This window comes from Jiella sp. M17.18 (assembly GCF_041027365.1).
Classification (GTDB): domain Bacteria; phylum Pseudomonadota; class Alphaproteobacteria; order Rhizobiales; family Rhizobiaceae; genus VKMB-3413.
This window is the reverse complement of the sequence record NZ_JBFTEH010000001.1, coordinates 584,099-601,067: the sequence shown is the minus strand read 5'-3', so window position 1 is coordinate 601,067 and position 16,969 is coordinate 584,099. Positions and strand designations below refer to the sequence as shown.

At 68.2% G+C, this 16,969-nt stretch carries 17 protein-coding genes; 11 read left to right on the top strand and 6 right to left on the bottom strand.

Annotation, left to right across the window (positions count from 1 at the left end; translation table 11 throughout):
* Positions 1-13: 13 nt before the first annotated feature.
* From AB5S17_RS02825 to AB5S17_RS02810, 4 genes are all read left to right on the top strand, one after another.
* Entirely contained in the window at positions 14-1,075 is a 1,062-nt protein-coding gene (locus AB5S17_RS02825; protein ID WP_369235892.1) for a LacI family DNA-binding transcriptional regulator, read from the top strand.
* The gene (locus tag AB5S17_RS02820; RefSeq protein WP_369235890.1) at positions 1,072-2,055 is read left to right on the top strand and encodes a 2-hydroxyacid dehydrogenase; all 984 of its coding nucleotides are present in this window, start codon (positions 1,072-1,074) and stop codon (positions 2,053-2,055) included. The genes AB5S17_RS02825 and AB5S17_RS02820 overlap by 4 nt, the downstream gene beginning before the upstream one ends.
* 152 nt (positions 2,056-2,207) lie before the next feature.
* Positions 2,208-2,399, top strand: coding sequence for a hypothetical protein (locus AB5S17_RS02815; RefSeq protein WP_369235888.1), 192 nt, complete (start codon positions 2,208-2,210; stop codon positions 2,397-2,399).
* 177 nt (positions 2,400-2,576) lie between these two features.
* Positions 2,577-3,032: a hypothetical protein gene (locus tag AB5S17_RS02810; protein WP_369235886.1), complete on the top strand. Its 456-nt coding sequence runs from the start codon at positions 2,577-2,579 to the stop codon at positions 3,030-3,032.
* Positions 3,033-3,084: 52 nt separating this feature from the next.
* Here the strand turns inward: AB5S17_RS02810 and AB5S17_RS02805 are convergent, their stop codons facing one another.
* The 4 genes from AB5S17_RS02805 to AB5S17_RS02790 all read right to left on the bottom strand — a co-directional run bounded on the left by AB5S17_RS02805 (position 3,085) and on the right by AB5S17_RS02790 (position 5,412).
* Positions 3,085-3,771 carry a GNAT family N-acetyltransferase gene (locus AB5S17_RS02805; protein ID WP_369235884.1) on the bottom strand — a complete coding sequence of 229 codons (687 nt, stop codon included), beginning with the start codon at positions 3,769-3,771 and terminating at the stop codon, positions 3,085-3,087.
* Positions 3,768-4,634, bottom strand: coding sequence for an alpha/beta hydrolase (locus AB5S17_RS02800; RefSeq protein ID WP_369235882.1), 867 nt, complete (start codon positions 4,632-4,634; stop codon positions 3,768-3,770). Before AB5S17_RS02800 ends, AB5S17_RS02805 begins: the two co-directional genes overlap by 4 nt.
* Positions 4,635-4,755: 121 nt before the next feature.
* Entirely contained in the window at positions 4,756-5,106 is a 351-nt protein-coding gene (locus AB5S17_RS02795; RefSeq protein WP_369235880.1) for a cell division protein ZapA, read from the bottom strand.
* Between the two features lie 27 nt (positions 5,107-5,133).
* The gene (locus AB5S17_RS02790; protein WP_369235878.1) at positions 5,134-5,412 is read right to left on the bottom strand and encodes a DUF4164 domain-containing protein; all 279 of its coding nucleotides are present in this window, start codon (positions 5,410-5,412) and stop codon (positions 5,134-5,136) included.
* A 205-nt stretch (positions 5,413-5,617) separates the two neighbouring features.
* Between AB5S17_RS02790 and tkt the strand changes: the two genes are divergently transcribed.
* The 4 genes from tkt to leuD all read left to right on the top strand — a co-directional run bounded on the left by tkt (position 5,618) and on the right by leuD (position 10,746).
* The gene (gene tkt, locus AB5S17_RS02785; RefSeq protein ID WP_369235876.1) at positions 5,618-7,627 is read left to right on the top strand and encodes a transketolase; all 2,010 of its coding nucleotides are present in this window, start codon (positions 5,618-5,620) and stop codon (positions 7,625-7,627) included.
* 215 nt (positions 7,628-7,842) lie between these two features.
* A complete protein-coding gene (locus tag AB5S17_RS02780) occupies positions 7,843-8,628 on the top strand; it encodes an L-threonylcarbamoyladenylate synthase (protein ID WP_369235874.1) in 786 nt (261 codons plus the stop codon).
* An 82-nt stretch (positions 8,629-8,710) separates the two neighbouring features.
* The gene (leuC, locus tag AB5S17_RS02775) at positions 8,711-10,123 is read left to right on the top strand and encodes a 3-isopropylmalate dehydratase large subunit (protein WP_369235872.1); all 1,413 of its coding nucleotides are present in this window, start codon (positions 8,711-8,713) and stop codon (positions 10,121-10,123) included.
* Between the two features lie 2 nt (positions 10,124-10,125).
* Positions 10,126-10,746, top strand: a complete 621-nt coding sequence (leuD, locus tag AB5S17_RS02770; protein WP_369235870.1) for a 3-isopropylmalate dehydratase small subunit — start codon at positions 10,126-10,128, stop codon at positions 10,744-10,746.
* 64 nt (positions 10,747-10,810) lie between these two features.
* Here leuD and chpT read toward each other — a convergent pair whose 3' ends face one another.
* The gene (chpT, locus tag AB5S17_RS02765; RefSeq protein WP_369235868.1) at positions 10,811-11,473 is read right to left on the bottom strand and encodes a histidine phosphotransferase ChpT; all 663 of its coding nucleotides are present in this window, start codon (positions 11,471-11,473) and stop codon (positions 10,811-10,813) included.
* 276 nt (positions 11,474-11,749) lie between these two features.
* On the opposite strand from chpT, the gene AB5S17_RS02760 reads away from it, so the two are divergent.
* Positions 11,750-12,337 (top strand): DUF1134 domain-containing protein, encoded by a 588-nt coding sequence (locus AB5S17_RS02760; RefSeq protein ID WP_369235866.1) that lies wholly within the window; start codon positions 11,750-11,752, stop codon positions 12,335-12,337.
* Between the two features lie 189 nt (positions 12,338-12,526).
* Positions 12,527-13,714: a hypothetical protein gene (locus tag AB5S17_RS02755; RefSeq protein ID WP_369235864.1), complete on the top strand. Its 1,188-nt coding sequence runs from the start codon at positions 12,527-12,529 to the stop codon at positions 13,712-13,714.
* A gap of 1,002 nt (positions 13,715-14,716) precedes the next feature.
* Here the strand turns inward: AB5S17_RS02755 and AB5S17_RS02750 are convergent.
* Entirely contained in the window at positions 14,717-15,523 is an 807-nt protein-coding gene (locus tag AB5S17_RS02750; protein WP_369235862.1) for a TrmH family RNA methyltransferase, read from the bottom strand.
* Between the two features lie 437 nt (positions 15,524-15,960).
* Between AB5S17_RS02750 and AB5S17_RS02745 the strand changes: the two genes are divergently transcribed.
* Positions 15,961-16,953 carry an SDR family oxidoreductase gene (locus tag AB5S17_RS02745; protein WP_369235860.1) on the top strand — a complete coding sequence of 331 codons (993 nt, stop codon included), beginning with the start codon at positions 15,961-15,963 and terminating at the stop codon, positions 16,951-16,953.
* Positions 16,954-16,969 lie beyond the last annotated feature (16 nt).

Below are 16,969 nucleotides of genomic sequence, written 5' to 3'. Positions count from 1 at the left end.
GATCAGGACTTAAGTGGCGCAGAAGGTGAAACTGTCGACGATCGCGGACGCGCTGGGGCTGTCCACCGCGACCGTGTCGCTGGCTCTGCGCGACAGTCCGCTCGTGGCCGGCGTCACGCGCGAACGCATCAAGGAAGCCGCCCGCGACCTCGGCTACATCTACAACCGCCGCGCCGCCTCGCTCAGAACCTCGAAATCCGGCATTCTCGGCGTCTGCGTCCACGACGTGATGAACCCGTTCTTCGGCGAGATCCTGCGCTCGATCGAGGACGAGCTCGACCGCCACCGCCAGACCTTCATCCTGTGCAACCATCAGGACCAGCTGCAGAAGCAGCGCTCCTTCGTCGACACCATGCTTCAGCTCGGCGCCGACGGGCTGATCCTGTCGCCCTCGCTCGGCACCCCGGCCTCCGACATCCACCTCGCCGAGGAGAACGACCTGCCGGTGGTCCTGATCGCCCGCACGATCGAGGGCGCCGGCGTACTCGGATTTCGCGGCGACGACGCCTACGGCATGGGCCTCGCCGTCGACCACCTGATCGCCCGCGGCCACCGGCGGATCGCCATGATCGGCGGCACGGCGGCGACCTCGACCGGCCGCGAGCGCGAACGCGGCTACCGCGCCGCGCTGGAGCGTGCCGGCATCGCGTTCCGACCGGAATGGCGCATCAAGGGGCCGCGCAACCGGCACTCCGGCTTCGACGCGGCCGCCGGCTTCATTGCAATCCCGGATCGGCCGACGGCCGCGGTGTGCTTCTCCGACCTCGTCGCGCTGGGCTTCATGTACGGCCTGTCGCGCGGCGGCCTGCGGCCGGGCGTCGACATCGCCGTCGTCGGCTATGACGACATCGACGAAGCGGTGATCGCCATGCCCTCGCTGACCACCGTCGCCAACGGCCAGAGCGAGGTCGGCCGACGGGCCGCGCGGGCGATCATCGAGCGGCTGGACGGCAAGCCCGCCGCCGACGAGACGATCCTCATCCATCCCGAACTCAAGATCCGTCAGTCCTGCGGCTACGTCTGGCCCGACGCCTGTGCCACGCCGCACACTCATTCGGCAAAGGAAGCGCCATGACCGACCTCTCCACCGTCAAGATCCTCGTGCCCGGCCGCTTCCATCCCGAGACGTTCGAGACGCTGCAGGCGACCTTCGACGTCGTGACGATCCCCGGCCGCGATGCCTCCGTGCTCACCGAGGAGCAGCGGCAGGCGATCCGCGGCATCGCGCAGGGCGGCAGCGTTCCGGCGAGCCTGATGGACGCGCTGCCGAACCTCGAGATCGTCGCGAATTTCGGCGTCGGCTATGACGGTGTCGACGTCGCCCATGCCGCCGCGAAGGGCATCATGGTCACCAACACGCCGGACGTCCTCACCGAGGAGGTGGCCGACACGACCGTCGGTCTGCTGCTGATGACGGTGCGCGAGTTCCCGGCCGCCGAACGCCACCTGCGCGAAGGGCGCTGGCATGGCGAAGGCGCCTATCGGCTGACGCCGATGACGCTGCGCGGCCGGCGCGTCGGGATCATGGGCCTCGGCCGCATCGGCCTCGCGATCGCCCGGCGGCTGGAAGGCTTCGGCGTGCCGATCGCCTATCACAACCGCTCCCCGCGCAGCGACGTCGCCTACGCCTATCACGACACGCTGCAGGGGCTCGCCGAGGCGGTGGACACGCTGATCATCGCCGCGCCGGGCGGTGCCGCCACCGAAAAGGCGGTGGATGCCGCAGTGCTGAAGGCGCTCGGCCCGGACGGCGTGCTGATCAACATCGGCCGCGGCACGACGGTCGATGAGGCGGCGCTGATCGAGGCGCTGGAGACCGGCACGATCGCCGCCGCCGGCCTCGACGTCTTCGAGAACGAGCCGCATGTCCCGGAGCGGTTGACCGCCCTGCCGAATACCGTCCTCCTGCCGCATGTCGGCTCGGCCTCTCGGCACACGCGGCGCGAGATGGGCAACCTGGTGATCGCCAACCTGAAGGCCTGGTTCTCCGGCGAGGAGCCGGTGTCGCCGGTCGCCGAATGCGTGAAGGCCGGGATCAGCCGCGCGGGGCGCTGACACGCCGAGGTCTCTGCTCGGGCCGCCCCGCCGGAGCGGCAGCAGCGGAACGGTTTCGTTCGCGGCCACCGAAAGTCCGTCTCCCTCTCGCAACGCGGCGGCGCTCGCCGCATTGCCCGAGGGACACGAACCTCCGGCAGGGCCGAACGACCATGGCGACACGATCCGACAATCAACGGCACGCGCAGAGCCGCGGCAATCCCCGCCGCTTCCGGATGCTGCTGGCGACGGTCCTGATCGTGCTCGCGGCGTTCTTCGCGGCCGCGCTGTTCTATTTCATGACGATGCCGGGCGGCACAGGCGGCCCCGCCCCGGCGATTTCGCGCACCGCACCGTCCGGCTGATCCTGCCAGCCGTCGCGCGCTGCCGCGCGAGGCTCGCGGGCGACCGCGAATCAGCACCAACGAAGATGGCCGCGAGCGCCAATCCTCTACCGTTGCCTAACGCGCACAGTTTGCGTCAACCTTCGCTTAAGGTTTCATGATCGATAATGCCCCGAACTCAAATTTGGGGTGATCATCATGAACTTCTCGGCCATCGTCCTCGGTTCGGGGCTTGCCGCGGTCATGCTCGTTTCGCACCTCCACGGCGAGCCGATGCCGATCGGCGACACACGCGCGGCGCAGAGCATGGTCGATCCGATGATCGTCGGGTCGACCGTTCCGACGCCCTCTCCGGTCAGCGCCAAGCCCGCGGCCGCGATCCGTCTGATCGACCTTCGCAGCGGCGTGACCTGCAAGGTCGCGAGCCCGGCCGGCCTCGGCGACAGCTTCAAGCCGGCGCCGATCGGGCCGGACTGCGCGGCCTCGCCGGACATGAAGGACGTCGCGCAGTGGCGCTCCACCAAGGACGGCTCGCTGGAAATGGCCGACGCGAAGGGCAAGACCGTCCTGAAATTCATGCCGGGCGACGGCGTGCTCTACGAGTCGATCTTCCCCTCGCAGTCGCTGATCACCATCGTCCCGGCGCGCGGCTGAGGCCACGCCCTCCGCGGCCGGCGACCCGCTCGGCGGCGGTTCTGGCTCGCGTTCAGACCGGCGCCGCCTCCTTGCGGACGGCGCCGAGGCTGCGGATCTGGCCGCCGCTGGCATCAAAATTGTCGTCTCCGAGCCAGGTCTCGAAGCCGGCCTTCAGCGCCGGCCATTCGTGATCCAGCATTGCGTACCAGGCGGTATCGCGGTTGCGTCCCTTGACGATCAGGTGCTGGCGAAACACGCCCTCGAAGCGGAAGCCGAGCCGGAGCGCGGCGTTGCGCGAGGGAATGTTGCCGGAATCGCATTTCCACTCGAAGCGGCGATAGCCGAGTTCGTCGAAGACGCGCCGCATCAGCAGGAAGAACGCTTCCGTCGCGGCCGCCGTCTTCTGCAGCGAAGGCGCCAGGCAGACATGGCCGACTTCGGTGACGCCGTTCGCCCGGTCGGTGCGCATCAGCGCCGCAACGCCCTCCGCGCGGCCGCTCGATGCCGGGATGATGGCGTGGAAGACGATGTCTTGCGCCAGATAGGTCCGCTCGGCGAAGGCGCGGAAGGCGTCGCGGTCGGCGAAGGGACCGTACGGGAGCCAGGCCCACAGGCTGCCGGCCGCATCGGCCGAAAATGCCGCGAAGAGTTCGTCGAAGCGGCTCGCGTCGCGGATCGGCTCGACGGCGACGGTGCCGCCGGAGATCGGTTCATGGCCGGGCGCTGCGCGCGGCATGAAGTCGGTCAGATCGCTCAATGCGAATGCTCCTCGATGAAGCGGATGGTCTCGGTCCGGATCGCCCGGTTGCCGAGCGGCAGCGCCGTGGCGAAGGCGCTGATCGCGCCGATATGGCTGACGCCCGGATAGAGCGTCATCTGCACCTTGTCGCCCGCCACACGGGCCTTGTTGGCGAGCGAGACGGTGTTCTTCGGATCGACGGTCGTGTCGGCCTTGCCAGCGATCAGCAGCATCGGCGGCTCGTCGCCGCTGACGAAATTCACCGGCTGGCTCTCGGCCCGCAGCCGCTTCGGGAAGATCCGCTTGTAGCGCTCGTCGGTGAGCGGCAGGAAATCGTAGGGGCCGGCGAGACCGATGAAGCCGGCGATCCGCGACAGGGGAATTCCGTCCGCCTTCAGCCAGCGCGCGTCGATCGCGAGGAGACCGGCGATCTCGGCGCCGGCCGAATGGCCCATCAGGAACAGCGGGTGGTGGCCGGCAGGAACTCCGTTCTCGCCGCTTCGAAGCGTCGCGGCGAAGGACGCCGTCGCCTTTGCCGCATCCTCCACGAAGCCCGGAAACTGCGTCTCGGGATAGAGCCGGTAGTTCGGGATCGCGACGATGATGCCGGCACTCGCCAGCGACTGGCCGAGGAACGGGTAGATCCGCTTCGATCCGGTGCCCCAGCTGCCGCCGTGGATGAAGATCACCGCCGGCGAGCGGGCGCTCGCGCCGTTCGGGACGTAGAGGTCGTAGGTGCCGCTGTCGCCGCCCTGATAGCGGACGTCGGAGACGGTGTGAAAGCCGCTGCGGCTGGTGACGGCATTGAGAGCGGAGGCGCAGTCGGCGAGCAGCAGGGCCGAGGCTGCCGCGCCGGCGGCGAGGACGAGACGGAGAAGCAAGCGGGTCAATCGGTCACCATGGCGGGAGCAATCGGCAGGGGAGCGTCATATAGACGGCCAGCCCGCCTTGGCACGCCGGCACGCTCGCGACGCCGACGCAGACGCGCCGCCGCCCGCCGCCTCATCCGCCGTTCGCCAGCCGCTGCGCCAGGCGCTCGATGGAAGCGGCCGCCTCGTTGAGGCTTTCCGCCAGCGCCTCGCGCTCGCGCCCGTCGCCGGTGGGAGCCGGCGCCCCGCGCTCGACCCGGCCCTCCAGCTCGCGAAGCTTGCGGCGCGCCTCGAACAACTGGTCGGTCGCCATGATCGCGGCCATCACCGTCAGCCGGAGATCGCCGATCTGGCCGAAGGATTCGCGCAGCTCGGCGACCTTGGCGTCGAAGTCGGCCGCGAGGTCCTCGAGATGTGCCTCCTCGCCCTCGGCGCAGGCCATTCGGTAGGTCTTTCCGTCGATTGTGACGACGACTTGCGGCATCGGTTCAGGGCCTTCGGCTGGGGCTGGCTATTTGTGTCTGTCCAGCACGCGGCGGACATGCTCCATGGCGTCGACGAGCCGGTGCGAGACGTCGCGGTTGACCCGCTCCAGCCGCTGACTGTGGGCGAGCGCCGCGTCGAGTTCGCGCGCCAGGCGGGCGCGGTCGGCGGTCTGGCGCTGGATCTCCACCTCGACGCTCTGGCCGGCCGATTCGCGCGACAGACGTCCATCCACGGCCTCGCTCAGCTGCTCGACCGCCGCCCGAAGTCGCTCTCTCGCCGCCTCGAACGGGTCCTGCGACGCCATGGTAAGTCTCCCTGGAGCTGACGGGGCGACCCGCCGTCGGATGCTGGCGGCCCCGTCCGGGACCGGCTATTAAGCTCTAGCGGCTCGGCGCGATCAAGAAAAGCTCTGTCCCGCCAAGCCGTCGGGCCGGCTTGTTGACACGGCACGGGGCCGTGTGATTGCTGCCGCGCGTTTGGTCCACCGGACCACCGATGGAGCCGCGACGATGCCCACAGCCGAGACCCAGCGCAAGATGGCGAATGCCATCCGCTTCCTGTCGGCCGACGCCGTCGAAGCGGCCGGCTCCGGCCATCCCGGCCTGCCGATGGGCGCCGCCGACATCGCCACCGTCCTGTTCACGCGGTTCCTGACCTTCGATCCGAAGATGCCAGGCTGGGCCGACCGCGACCGCTTCGTCTTCTCGGCCGGCCACGGCTCCATGCTGCTCTACAGCCTGCTCTATCTGCTCGGCTACGACGACATCGGCATGGACGAGATCAAGCGCTTCCGCCAGCTCGGCTCGCGAACCGCCGGCCATCCCGAGGTCGGCCACGCCGCCGGCATCGAGACGACCACCGGGCCGCTCGGCCAGGGCATCGGCAACGCCGTCGGCATGGCGCTCGCCGAGCGCATCCTCAACGCCCGCTTCGGCGACGACATCGTCGACCATCGCACCTATGTCCTGTGCGGCGACGGCGACCTGATGGAGGGGATCAGCCAGGAGGCGATCGCGCTCGCCGGCCATCTGAAGCTCCACAAGCTGATCGTCCTTTGGGACGACAACGGCATCACCATCGATGGCAAGATCGCGCTCTCCGACTCGACCGACCAGGCCGCCCGCTTCGAGGCCTGCGGCTGGCAGGCGCTCTCCTGCGACGGGCACGACCATGACGCGATCGCGGCGGCGATCGAGACCGCGCGGGACAGCGACCGCCCCACCCTGATCGCCTGCAAGACGGTCATCGGCTACGGCGCGCCGAACAAGAGCGGCACGTCCAAGGCGCACGGCGCGCCGCTCGGGGCCGACGAGATCACCGCCGCGCGCCAGGCGCTCGGCTGGGCCTACGAGCCGTTCGAGGTTCCCTCGGAGATCCTCGACAAGTGGCGCATCGCCGGGCTGCGCTCCAGCGTCCGCCGCAAGGAGTGGGAGGCGCGCTTCGCGGCGATCGATCCGGAGACGCGCGGCGAGTTCGAGCGCCGCGCCCGCGGCGGCCTGCCGAGCGGCCTCACCGAGGCGATCCACCGCGAGAAGCGCCGGCTGAACGAGGAGCGGCCGAAGGTCGCGACGCGCAAGGCCTCGGAGATGGCGCTGGAGGTGATCAACGCGGTCATCCCCGAGACGATCGGCGGCTCGGCGGACCTCACCGGCTCGAACAACACTCGCACCAGCCAGACCACGGCGATCGTGCCCGGCGACTATTCCGGCCGCTTCGTTCACTACGGCATCCGCGAGCACGGCATGGCCGCGGCGATGAACGGCATCGCGCTGCATGGCGGCCTGATCCCCTATTCCGGCACCTTCCTGACCTTTTCCGACTATTGCCGCGGCGCCATGCGCCTCTCGGCATTGATGGGCCTGCGCGTCGTCTACGTCATGACGCATGACTCGATCGGCCTCGGCGAGGACGGGCCGACGCACCAGCCGGTGGAGCATCTGGCGGCGCTGCGGGCGATCCCCAACATGATGGTGTTCCGTCCGGCCGATGCGGTCGAGACGATCGAGTGCTGGCAGATCGCGCTGGAGACGGAGGATGCGCCGTCGGTGCTGGCGCTGTCGCGCCAGGCCCTGCCGACGCTGCGGGTCGACGAGCACGACGGGAACCGCAGCGCGCGTGGCGCCTACGAGCTGGAGCCGGCCTCGGCGGAAGCGGCGGTGACGATCTTCGCGACCGGCTCGGAAGTCGAGATCGCCGTCGAGGCCCGGATGCGGCTGGAAGCGGACGGCGTGCCGACGCGGGTTGTCTCCGTCCCCTGCTTCGAGCTCTTCGAGCGCCAGAGCGCCGAGTACCGCCGCGCGATGCTCGACGACGACAGCGTGAAGGTCGCGATCGAGGCCGGCATCCGCCAGGGCTGGGACGCGCTGATCGGCCGCGACGGCGTCTTTGTCGGGATGACCGGCTTCGGCGCCTCGGGTCCGGCCCCGGAGCTCTACCGGCACTTCGGCATCACCGCCGAGGCGATCGTCGAGGCCGTCCGCGACCGCCGCGCCGCCGCGATCGCGGAAGAGCGGGCCTGACAGCCGGACCTTCCGCGGCGAACGCGCTGACGCCGCCGGGCCTGTCCCCAAGCCGCCCGCAGGCCGGCTCGGGTGGATTTTGGACTTTCCATGACGCCCGCCGCGGCCTATTCCGATGCCGAACCAGACGGCGCGGCGATCGATCTTTCCTCATAGCGTGGCGGATCGCCGGTCCCTAGATACCAGTGCCACGGCGAACCGGAGTTGATCGGACCATGCCTGCTACAGAAAAGACCGTCGCCTGGAATGGCGGCGTTCAACAGGAAGGGCTGGAAATCCTGACGCGCGGCGGCGGCATGATCGTGAGCCCGACCAAGGTGGGCTATATCATCATGGTCTCCGATCGCGCCGGCCTCGAGCGCAAGTTCGACGCCAAGGTGAGGAAGCGCAACAAGCCGGGCGTCGTGCTCTGCGGTTCGATGGACGAGCTGCGCACGCTCGCCCAGCTGACGCCGGAGATCGAGGCCTTCTACCAGGAGCACTTCGACAAGGAGATCCTGCTCGGCTGCATCCTGCCCTGGAAGGAAGAGGCGATCGCCCGCATCCCCGACGACGGCTCGCGCGAGCTGATGATGGACGGACGCGGCACCAGCTGCTTCGTCATCCGTTACGGCACCCCGTCCGAGAAGCTCGCCGAGGCGCTGTGGCGCGACCACGGCAAGATCGCCTTCGCCTCCTCCGCCAATCCTTCCGGCAAGGGCAACCGTGGTCTGGTCGAGGGTATCGGCGAGCGGATCGAAGGCGAGGCCGACCTGATCATCGAGGCGAACGACTACGTCGCCTCGATCCAGCCGGGCAAGACGGTCGAGACCCGCTTCGAGCAGGGCGTGATGATCTCGATGGTCGACGAGAGCGGCAAGCTGATCCCCGAGCAGAAGGGCGAGCGGTCGGTCTCCCCCGCCCCGGTGATGATCCGCAAGGGGCTGGATATCGACAAGATCATGATGCTCCTGTCGAACCACTTCCTCAGCTGGGATTATCGCCAGGGCCAGTACTACTGAGACGCATCCGCCGCCGGCCGGGCGAGAGCGCTCCGTCACGGAGAAGGCGCTCCGCCCGCCGCGGCCCGGAGGAACGACGCGAATGGCAAAGACACTCTACGACAAGATCTGGGACAGCCATGTCGTCGATCGGCAGGCCAACGGCCAGACGATCCTCTACATCGACCAGCACTTCATCATCGAGGTCACCAGCCCGCAGCCGTTCGAGTCGCTGCGCGATGCCGGGCGCCGGGTGCGCCGGCCCGAGGCGACGCTCGGCGTCGCCGACCACAACGTGCCGACCTTCGTCGGCCGCACCGACGACACCGACGATCCGGCCTCGCGCGAGCAGCTGCGGCTGATGCGCGAGAACACGACCGAGTTCGGGATCAAGTATTTCGGCTACGAGGACCGCCGCCAGGGCATCGTGCATGTGATCGGCCCGGAACAGGGGCTGACCCATCCCGGCATGACCATCGTCTGCGGCGACAGCCACACCGCCACCCACGGCGCCTTCGGCGCGCTCGCCTTCGGCATCGGCACCTCCGAGGTCGAGCACGTGCTGGCGACCCAGACGCTGCTGCAGCAGCGCTCGAAGAACATGCGGATCCGCATCGACGGCAAGCTGCCGCTGGGGGTGACGGCCAAGGACCTCATCCTCGCGACGATCGGCCGGATCGGCACGGCGGGCGGCACCGGCCATGTCGTCGAATATGCCGGCGAGGCGCTGATGTCGCTGTCGATGGAGGGCCGCATGACGGTCTCCAACATGACGATCGAGGCGGGCGCCCGCGCCGGCCTGTTCGCCCCCGACGAGAAGACCTTCGCGCATATCAAGGGCCGCCCCGGCGCGCCCTCGCCGGACATGTGGGACCGGGCGGTCGACTACTGGTCGAGCCTGAAGAGCGACCCCGGCGCCGTATACGACCGCGAGGTCGCCTTCGACGCCTCCGAGGTGACGCCGATGGTCACCTGGGGCACCAGCCCGGAGGACGTGGTCCCGGTTTCCGGCGTCGTGCCGAACCCGGCCGAGGCGGCGAGCGAGGCCAAGCGCCGGTCGATCGAGGCGGCGCTGGCCTACATGGACCTGAAGCCCGGCCAGGCGATCCGCGACATCCGGCTGGACCGCATCTTCATCGGCTCCTGCACCAACAGCCGCATCGAGGACCTGCGCGAGGCGGCGCACGTTGTCGCCGGCCACAAGGTCGCCGAAGGCATTTCCGCGATGGTCGTGCCCGGCTCCGGCCTGGTGAAGCGTCAGGCCGAGGAAGAGGGACTCGACCGGGTGTTCAGGGACGCCGGCTTCGACTGGCGCGAGCCCGGCTGCTCCATGTGCCTCGGCATGAACCCGGACCAGCTGAAGCCCGGCGAGCGCTGCGCCTCGACCTCGAACCGCAACTTCGTCGGCCGCCAGGGACCCGGCGGGCGCACCCATCTCGCCAGCCCCGCCATGGCCGCGGCGGCGGCGATCGCCGGCCATTTCGTTGACGTGCGCGACTGGAAGAAGGGAGCCTGACGATGGAAAAGTTCACCAGCGTCTCCGGCTACGCCGCGCCGATCCCGATCAACAACGTCAACACAGACATGATCACGCCGAAGAACGTGCTCAAGGCGGTGACCAAGAAGGGCCTCGTGCCGTTCTTCTTCCAGGAGTACCGGTTCAACCCGGACGGCAGTGAGAACCCGGACTTCGTGCTGAACAAGGAGCCCTGGCGGAACGCCAAGATCATCGTCTCGCTGGAGAACTGGGGCTGCGGCTCCTCGCGCGAGCATTCGCCCTGGGCGATGAAGGACTTCGGCATCCGCAGCGTGATCGCCATCTCCTTCGCCGACATCCACTACAGCAACTGCTTCAAGAACGGCATCCTGCCGGTCGCGCTGAAGCCCGACGAAGTAGACCGCGTGATGAAGAGCGCCGAGGCCGGCGAGATCGTCACCGTGGACCTCGAGGCGCTCGCCGTCACGCTGGAAGACGGAACGCGCTTTGCCTTTGAGGTCGAAGATTTCCGGCGCGACGCCCTGCTCTCGGGCCTCGACGAAGTCGGGCAGACGCTGGAGCACGAGGACCAGATCGCGGCCTTCGAGGCGAAGCAGCGCCAGGTGACCCCCTGGCTCTACGACCGCCGCCCGCTCGACTGACAAGGCCGTAGAGGAGTCAGGCGCGCCGGGCGATCGATCATCCGGCGCGGCAATCCCGATCTGATCAGGCCTCGGCTTTGGCCTCTGTCTCCGCCTCGGCTTCGCCGGCGGTGAACAGCACCGAGCCCTCGGTCTTCTCGTAGGAGAGGTCGAGGCCGCACTCCTTGGCGAGGAACAGCGTGTAGTAGGGCTGGATCGCCTGAGCATCCATCGCCTCCTGGCCCTCCGCCCCGTCGAGAAGCGCGACGAGCCGCGGCTGCAGTCGGATACGCTCGCCGGTGGCGCGCACCTTGGCGCGCGCCGGTTCGATGGACTCGACGTCCACCCGCACCTCACCGCCGCGGCTGATCGAGGCGCTGGCGAGGAGCACGAGGTTGAGGATCACCTTGGCGAAGTTCTTCTTGACGTAGCCGCCCTCGCCTTCCCAGACGAGATTGGCCTTCTCGTGCTCCATGTAGCCGTTCGCCACCGTCTTGGCGTCGTTGAGGTCGATCATCGCGGTCTGCGACCCCGCTGCTCCGAAGGCGATGCGCGCGAACTGGAGCTTCGCCACCGCCGACTTCAGCGAATTGCGTACGAGGTCCATCGCTTCCTTGTCGTTCGGCATGTCGTCGAGCAGTTCGAGCCCGCTCTGGATGCCGAAGACCGGCGAGATGATGTCGTGGCACAGCCGGCTGGCGAGAAGTGCCGCGAGATCCGCCGCGGAAAGCGCTGGAAGGGTCGTCATTCTGGGTGTCCGTCCGGTGGGATGAAAGGCGGAGCGGGGTCGAATCACCCGTCCCATTTCGGGGCAGAGCATGAGTCTCCATGCCGAATCCGTCAACCGAAGCATGGCCGTGGCGGGCGGCTTTGCGGCAGGGCCGCTCACGAAAATGCCCCATAGTTGCCGTTTTGCGTTAGGCATTTGGCAAGCATGTTTTGGTCGAATCCCGGATGACGCGCCGGCTCGGCGCGGGGCGCTTCGGTCCGCCGAAGCGGCTCCTCATCGCGAAGGAAACCGATCATGCGAAACATCGTCGGGACGATGCGTCGAGTCCTCGTCGCTGCCCTCATCGGACTGTGCCAGATGCAGTTCGCCGCGACGCCCGCCGCCGCCCAGGCGCGGCCGGCCGGCTACGACCTCCAGGAGGTGATCAACGCCGGCCATCAGTTCTTCGGCACCACCTCGGGCAGCCTCGCCCAGCTCATCGAACGCGCTTTCCACAGCTACGGACTTCCGAACGGCTACATCCTCGGTGAGGAAGCCGGCGGCGCCTTCTTCGGTGGACTGCGGTATGGCGAGGGAACGCTGTTCACCAAGAACGCCGGCAATCACAAGATCTTCTGGCAGGGTCCCTCGCTCGGATTCGACTTCGGCGGCGACGGCGCCCGCACCATGATGCTGGTCTACGACCTGCCGTCCGTCGACGGTGCCTATGGCCGCTTCGGCGGCGTGTCGGGCAGCGCCTATCTCGTCGGCGGCCTCGGCATGACCGTCCTGAAGCGCGATCAGGTGACGCTCGTTCCGGTCAAGACCGGCATCGGCGCACGGCTCGGCGTCAATGTCGGCTATCTCAAGCTGACGCCGATGCCGACCTGGAACCCGTTCTGAGCCTTTCCGGCATGTTCCAAGGAGCGGCGGCCGGCCTTTGCCGGCGGCCGCTCCGCTGCGTTCGGCGGCGCGCGAGCGTTGCCGCAAAACCATAGGCGTTCGCGATTTTCGCCGGTCCGTCGAAGTTGACGGAACAAGCCGGGCGTTTTGCACTATATGGTTGGTATGACTGACCGACCCGGCTCCTGAATGATCGCGACCGCCCTCACCTTCGTCTTCGGCTTCTTTGCGGCGCTGCTGATCACGCTGCTCGTGGCGCCGTTCGTCTGGCGCCGGGCGCAGCGGCTCGCCTATCGCGAATATGCGGCGACCATCCCCGCCAACGTCAAGGAGATCCGCGCCAGCATCGACTATGTCCGCGCCGAGACGGCACTGGCGGCGCGACAGCGCGAGATGAAGGCGGAAGAGGACAGCCGGCGGGCGGCGCTGGAACGGGCCGAGGCGGGGCGCGTCTCCGCCGAGAACGCCGAGCTGCGCGCACGCAATCGCACGCTCTCGGACACCGTCGAGCAGCAGACCGCTGATCTCGGCGACCTTGCCACCGCCGTCGAGGTGCGCGAGCGCGAGATCGACGAACTCGACGAGGCGCTGCGCGACACCCGGCACGATCTGGAGCTGCGGACCGAGGAGATGGACGCGCTGGCGGCGCGCTTCCGCGATCTCACCGCGATCGCAGAGGAGCGGAAGCTGACGATCGTCCGCCTCGAAGCCCGGATCGAACAGCTCTCCGACGATCTGCGCGCCGAAGAGCGCCAGGGCCGCGAACGCCAGAATGCGGCGGATCGGCTGCGCAGCGAGATGGCCGCGCTGGAAGCACAGCTGCAGAAGGAAAAGGCCCATGCCGGCCGGCTCGACGACAGGGTCACACGGCTGACATCCGACCTCGCCGACCGCGACGAGCAGATCGCCCGGCTCCTCGGTACGCGGCGCAGCGACACGGCGGCCACAGCATCTCCGGTCGAAGCGCACGCCGCGGCCGAGCCCGTGGACGCCGAGCCCGATCGGCGAGCGTCCGCATCGCGCCGCAGGGACGTGGCAGCCGAAGGTCTCGGCAACGCCGACGACGCCTCTGCCGACGCAGCGTCGTCCGCCGAGCGCGAGACACTCCGGACGCATCTCGCCGAACAGCTGGACCTGCCGGAGCGCCCGGAACTCGACGAAGCGCTCGACGAGGAAGGGTTGCGCCAGACGGTCGGCGATCTCGCCGCACGGGTCATCGCGCTGACGGCCGCCGCCGAAGGGTCGCGCTCGCCGCTTCACACGATCCTGGGGGCCGAGGACGGCGCTGCTTCGCGCAAAGGTGATCCGCCGAGCCTTGCCGAGCGGGTTCGCCGCATCCAGCAGCGCGCGACGGTGAGGGATCACGCCGCGGAATAGACCCGGCGGATGGCACCGGCGCAGCCGCCGCGACTCGATGGCGACGAATCCTGCCGCCTGCGGGCGTTCCACCAGCGACAGCGGCGCTGCGTCAGTCGATCAGATCAGGGCGCACCTTCGTTCGGTCCACCCCAAGACCGCGATGTGACGATGTCAGCCACTTCGGGGCGCATGCGTCGACCGCGACCGGCGGGGACGAGCACGCCCGCTGCCGGGGCGGCGAACATGCGTCTCCCGCCCCGCCCAGGTTCGCTGCTGCATGATGCGTCAGATCCGAAGGCTTGCGGGCGGCTCGATGCGGCTTAGCCCCGCTTGATCCGCAACCCCTTCGGCCACCAGATGAAATAGAGTCCCGCGAGCTTGACGACGGGAACCGCGCGCTCCCGCTCGGCTCTGTTCAGCTCACGGTAGAATTTAACCTTGAGCGTCCCGCCCGACATGTTCATGCGCCAAGTGCCATGCTACGCTCCGACAGATTTGGACAGCTTTCCCTTGGTAACCTCCCTCTCTAAATTTGTTATAAAGGCGCATAACAATATGTCGCATCCATGGTGAAAGCGGCCCGTGTCCACGAGGCGCCGGCGGCTCCCAAGAACACGCTGCCGTCGTCGAAACGCTCGGCCGATTGCCTGAGATGTTGAATTCACTGACTTCATAGGGTCAGCGCGTCCGGTTCTCGTTTCCGCACCCGCCGAAGCGTCGCGTCCTCGGCCTTCCGCACCGAGGCGAAGTCGCTTGACGAAACCTTTACTTACTCTACGTAAATACGGAGGTGAACCTCGTGCCGGGAGCCGCTTGCGGGGAACCCCGTCGAGTCCGGCGACGACGGTCGTGCCGGTCCCCCCGGGAGATTTGCCGCGGGAATCATGTGCCGGCGGCGGCGCCGCGCGCCTTCACGACGTCACGCAATGATGCGTCCCGAGGACGGGCGGCTTGGGCAGGAACAGGACGGCAGGTCTCGGCTCGCGGCTTCGCCGCAGTCTTCGGTGTGACCGTGAGGGATCAGGCCGCCGAATACAGCCCGTGCAGGACGATCGCCGCGGCGGTCGCGACATTGAGGCTGTCGAGCCCCGGCTGCATCGCGATGCGCACCGTGCGCATCCGCTCCATCAGCTCCACTGGCAGCCCATTCCCCTCCGTTCCGAGGAACAGCGCCGCCGGCCGGTCGCGCGGCAATGCGCCGGCTTCGATCTCGCCGGCCGGCGTCAGGGCGAAGGGCTGGTAACCCGCGGCGGAAACGTCGCGCAGGATCTCGCCGGCCGAGCGGCCGAAATGCCAGGGCACGGTCAACACGGCGCCGACGGAGACCCGCAGAGCCTTGCGGTAGAGCGGATGGCAGGACGTCCCGTCGAGGAGCACGGCACCGGCGCCGAAGGCCGCGGCGTTGCGGAAGATCGCGCCGACATTGTCGTGGTTGGCGATGCCGACGCACACGACCAGCGGCTGCCCCGCCGCATGCGCCGAGGCAATCAGCGCGCCGCCGTCGCCTTCGGCTTCGCAGTCCTCCGCGTGGGCGAGTATCCCGCGATGGACGGGAAAGCCGGCAATCTCGTCGAAGACCGCCCGGCTGGCGACATGCACCGGCACCCTGTCGGGCAGACGGGCGAGACGGTCGGCGAGACCCGCCATCCGGTTCTCGAGGACGAGGAGCGCAGTCGGCCGGAAGCGCCGGGCAGCGAGCAGATGGTCGAGCACCACCTTGCCCTCGGCGATGAAGCCCCGGCGTCCGACGAGGTCGCGCTCGCGCACGTTCCGGAACGGCTCGACCCGCGGGTCGGCGGGGTCATCGATCTTGTGGATCAGAGGCATGAACGGTCCTTGAGCCATCCCGCGGACGGACGCAACCTATCCCCGAAGCCGCCCTGCGGCGAGGCGCCCGAGAGACCCTCTCATTAGAGAACGTTACGAACTTGTAGGGTTCGGGCGGGAACGGGTCGCCGCGTCGCTGGTTGTTCCAGTGCTCGCGAAGGCGTGAAGAGAGTTCTGCGGCTGTTCACGCCGCGGCGATCAGACCGCCGGCGCGGAAACATCATCGTACGTCTGGATGCGGCGCCGAGGATTTTAGATGGCTAGTAACCGGTAATTTGATCCTTTTCGCATCTGCAACATCTATCCGCGCCATGTCGTCATCTGCTGACGACATGGTCAATTCCTGCAGATGCTTGGCCGGCTATGGTGATCTCGGCCCCGCAGACCGGCGATGAACAGACTATTCGAAGCAACCGATTGTAAATGAGGAGAGCGGGATGAGGCAGATTGCAGTGATAACCGGGGCCGGGGCAGGCGTCGGACGAGCCACCGCACTGGAATTTGCCCGCAACGGCTATGACGTCGCGCTTCTGTCGCGCGACAAGGACCGGCTGGAGAGCCTGGCGGAGGAGATCCGCCGGCTGGGCCGGAAAGCGCTGCCGATCCCGACGGACGTCTCCGACTCCGGCCAGGTGGAAGCCGCGGCAGACCGCGTCGAGGGCGAACTTGGGCCGATCCACACCTGGGTGAACGTCGCCATGGCGACGGTTTTCTCCCCCGTCTCGGAGCTGAAACCGGAGGAGGTGCAGCGCGCCACCAACGTCACCTATCTCGGCCAGGTCTACGGCATGATGGCCGCGCTAAAGCGCATGCGGGTGCGCCGGCACGGGGTGATCGTCAACATCGGCTCCGCCCTCGGCTATCGCTCGGTGCCGCTGCAGGCGCCCTACTGCGCCGCCAAGGCTGCGATCCGCGGCTTTACCGATTCCCTTCGTTCGGAGCTGATCCATGACGGCCTCGACATCCAGCTGACCATGGTCATGCTGCCGGCGGTGAACACGCCGCAGTTCGACTGGGCGATGAACAAGATGAGCAAGAAGGCCCAGCCGGTGCCGCCGATCTTCGAGCCGGAGGTCGCCGCCCGCGCAATCTTCTTCGCAGCGACCAACAAGCGCCGCGAGATCTGGGTCGGCTATTCCAGCGTCCAGGCGATCGTCGGCAACATGATCGCGCCGGGCCTGCTCGACCGCTTCATGGCGAAGAAGGGCTACAGCGCACAGCTGTCCTCCACCCCGAAGCCGGAGAACGCGCCGGCCAATCTGTTCGAGCCGGTCGCGGGTCATGCGACGGCGCACGGGCGCTTCGATTCCCAGGCGAAGTCGACCAGCCTCGAAATGGTGACCGACCGCCACCGCGACGCCTTCCTCGCCGGCTTCGGGGTGCTGGGGCTCGTCTCCATCCTGTCGCTGCTGACGCGGAGGCGTCGCTGACATGACGAGCGCCGAC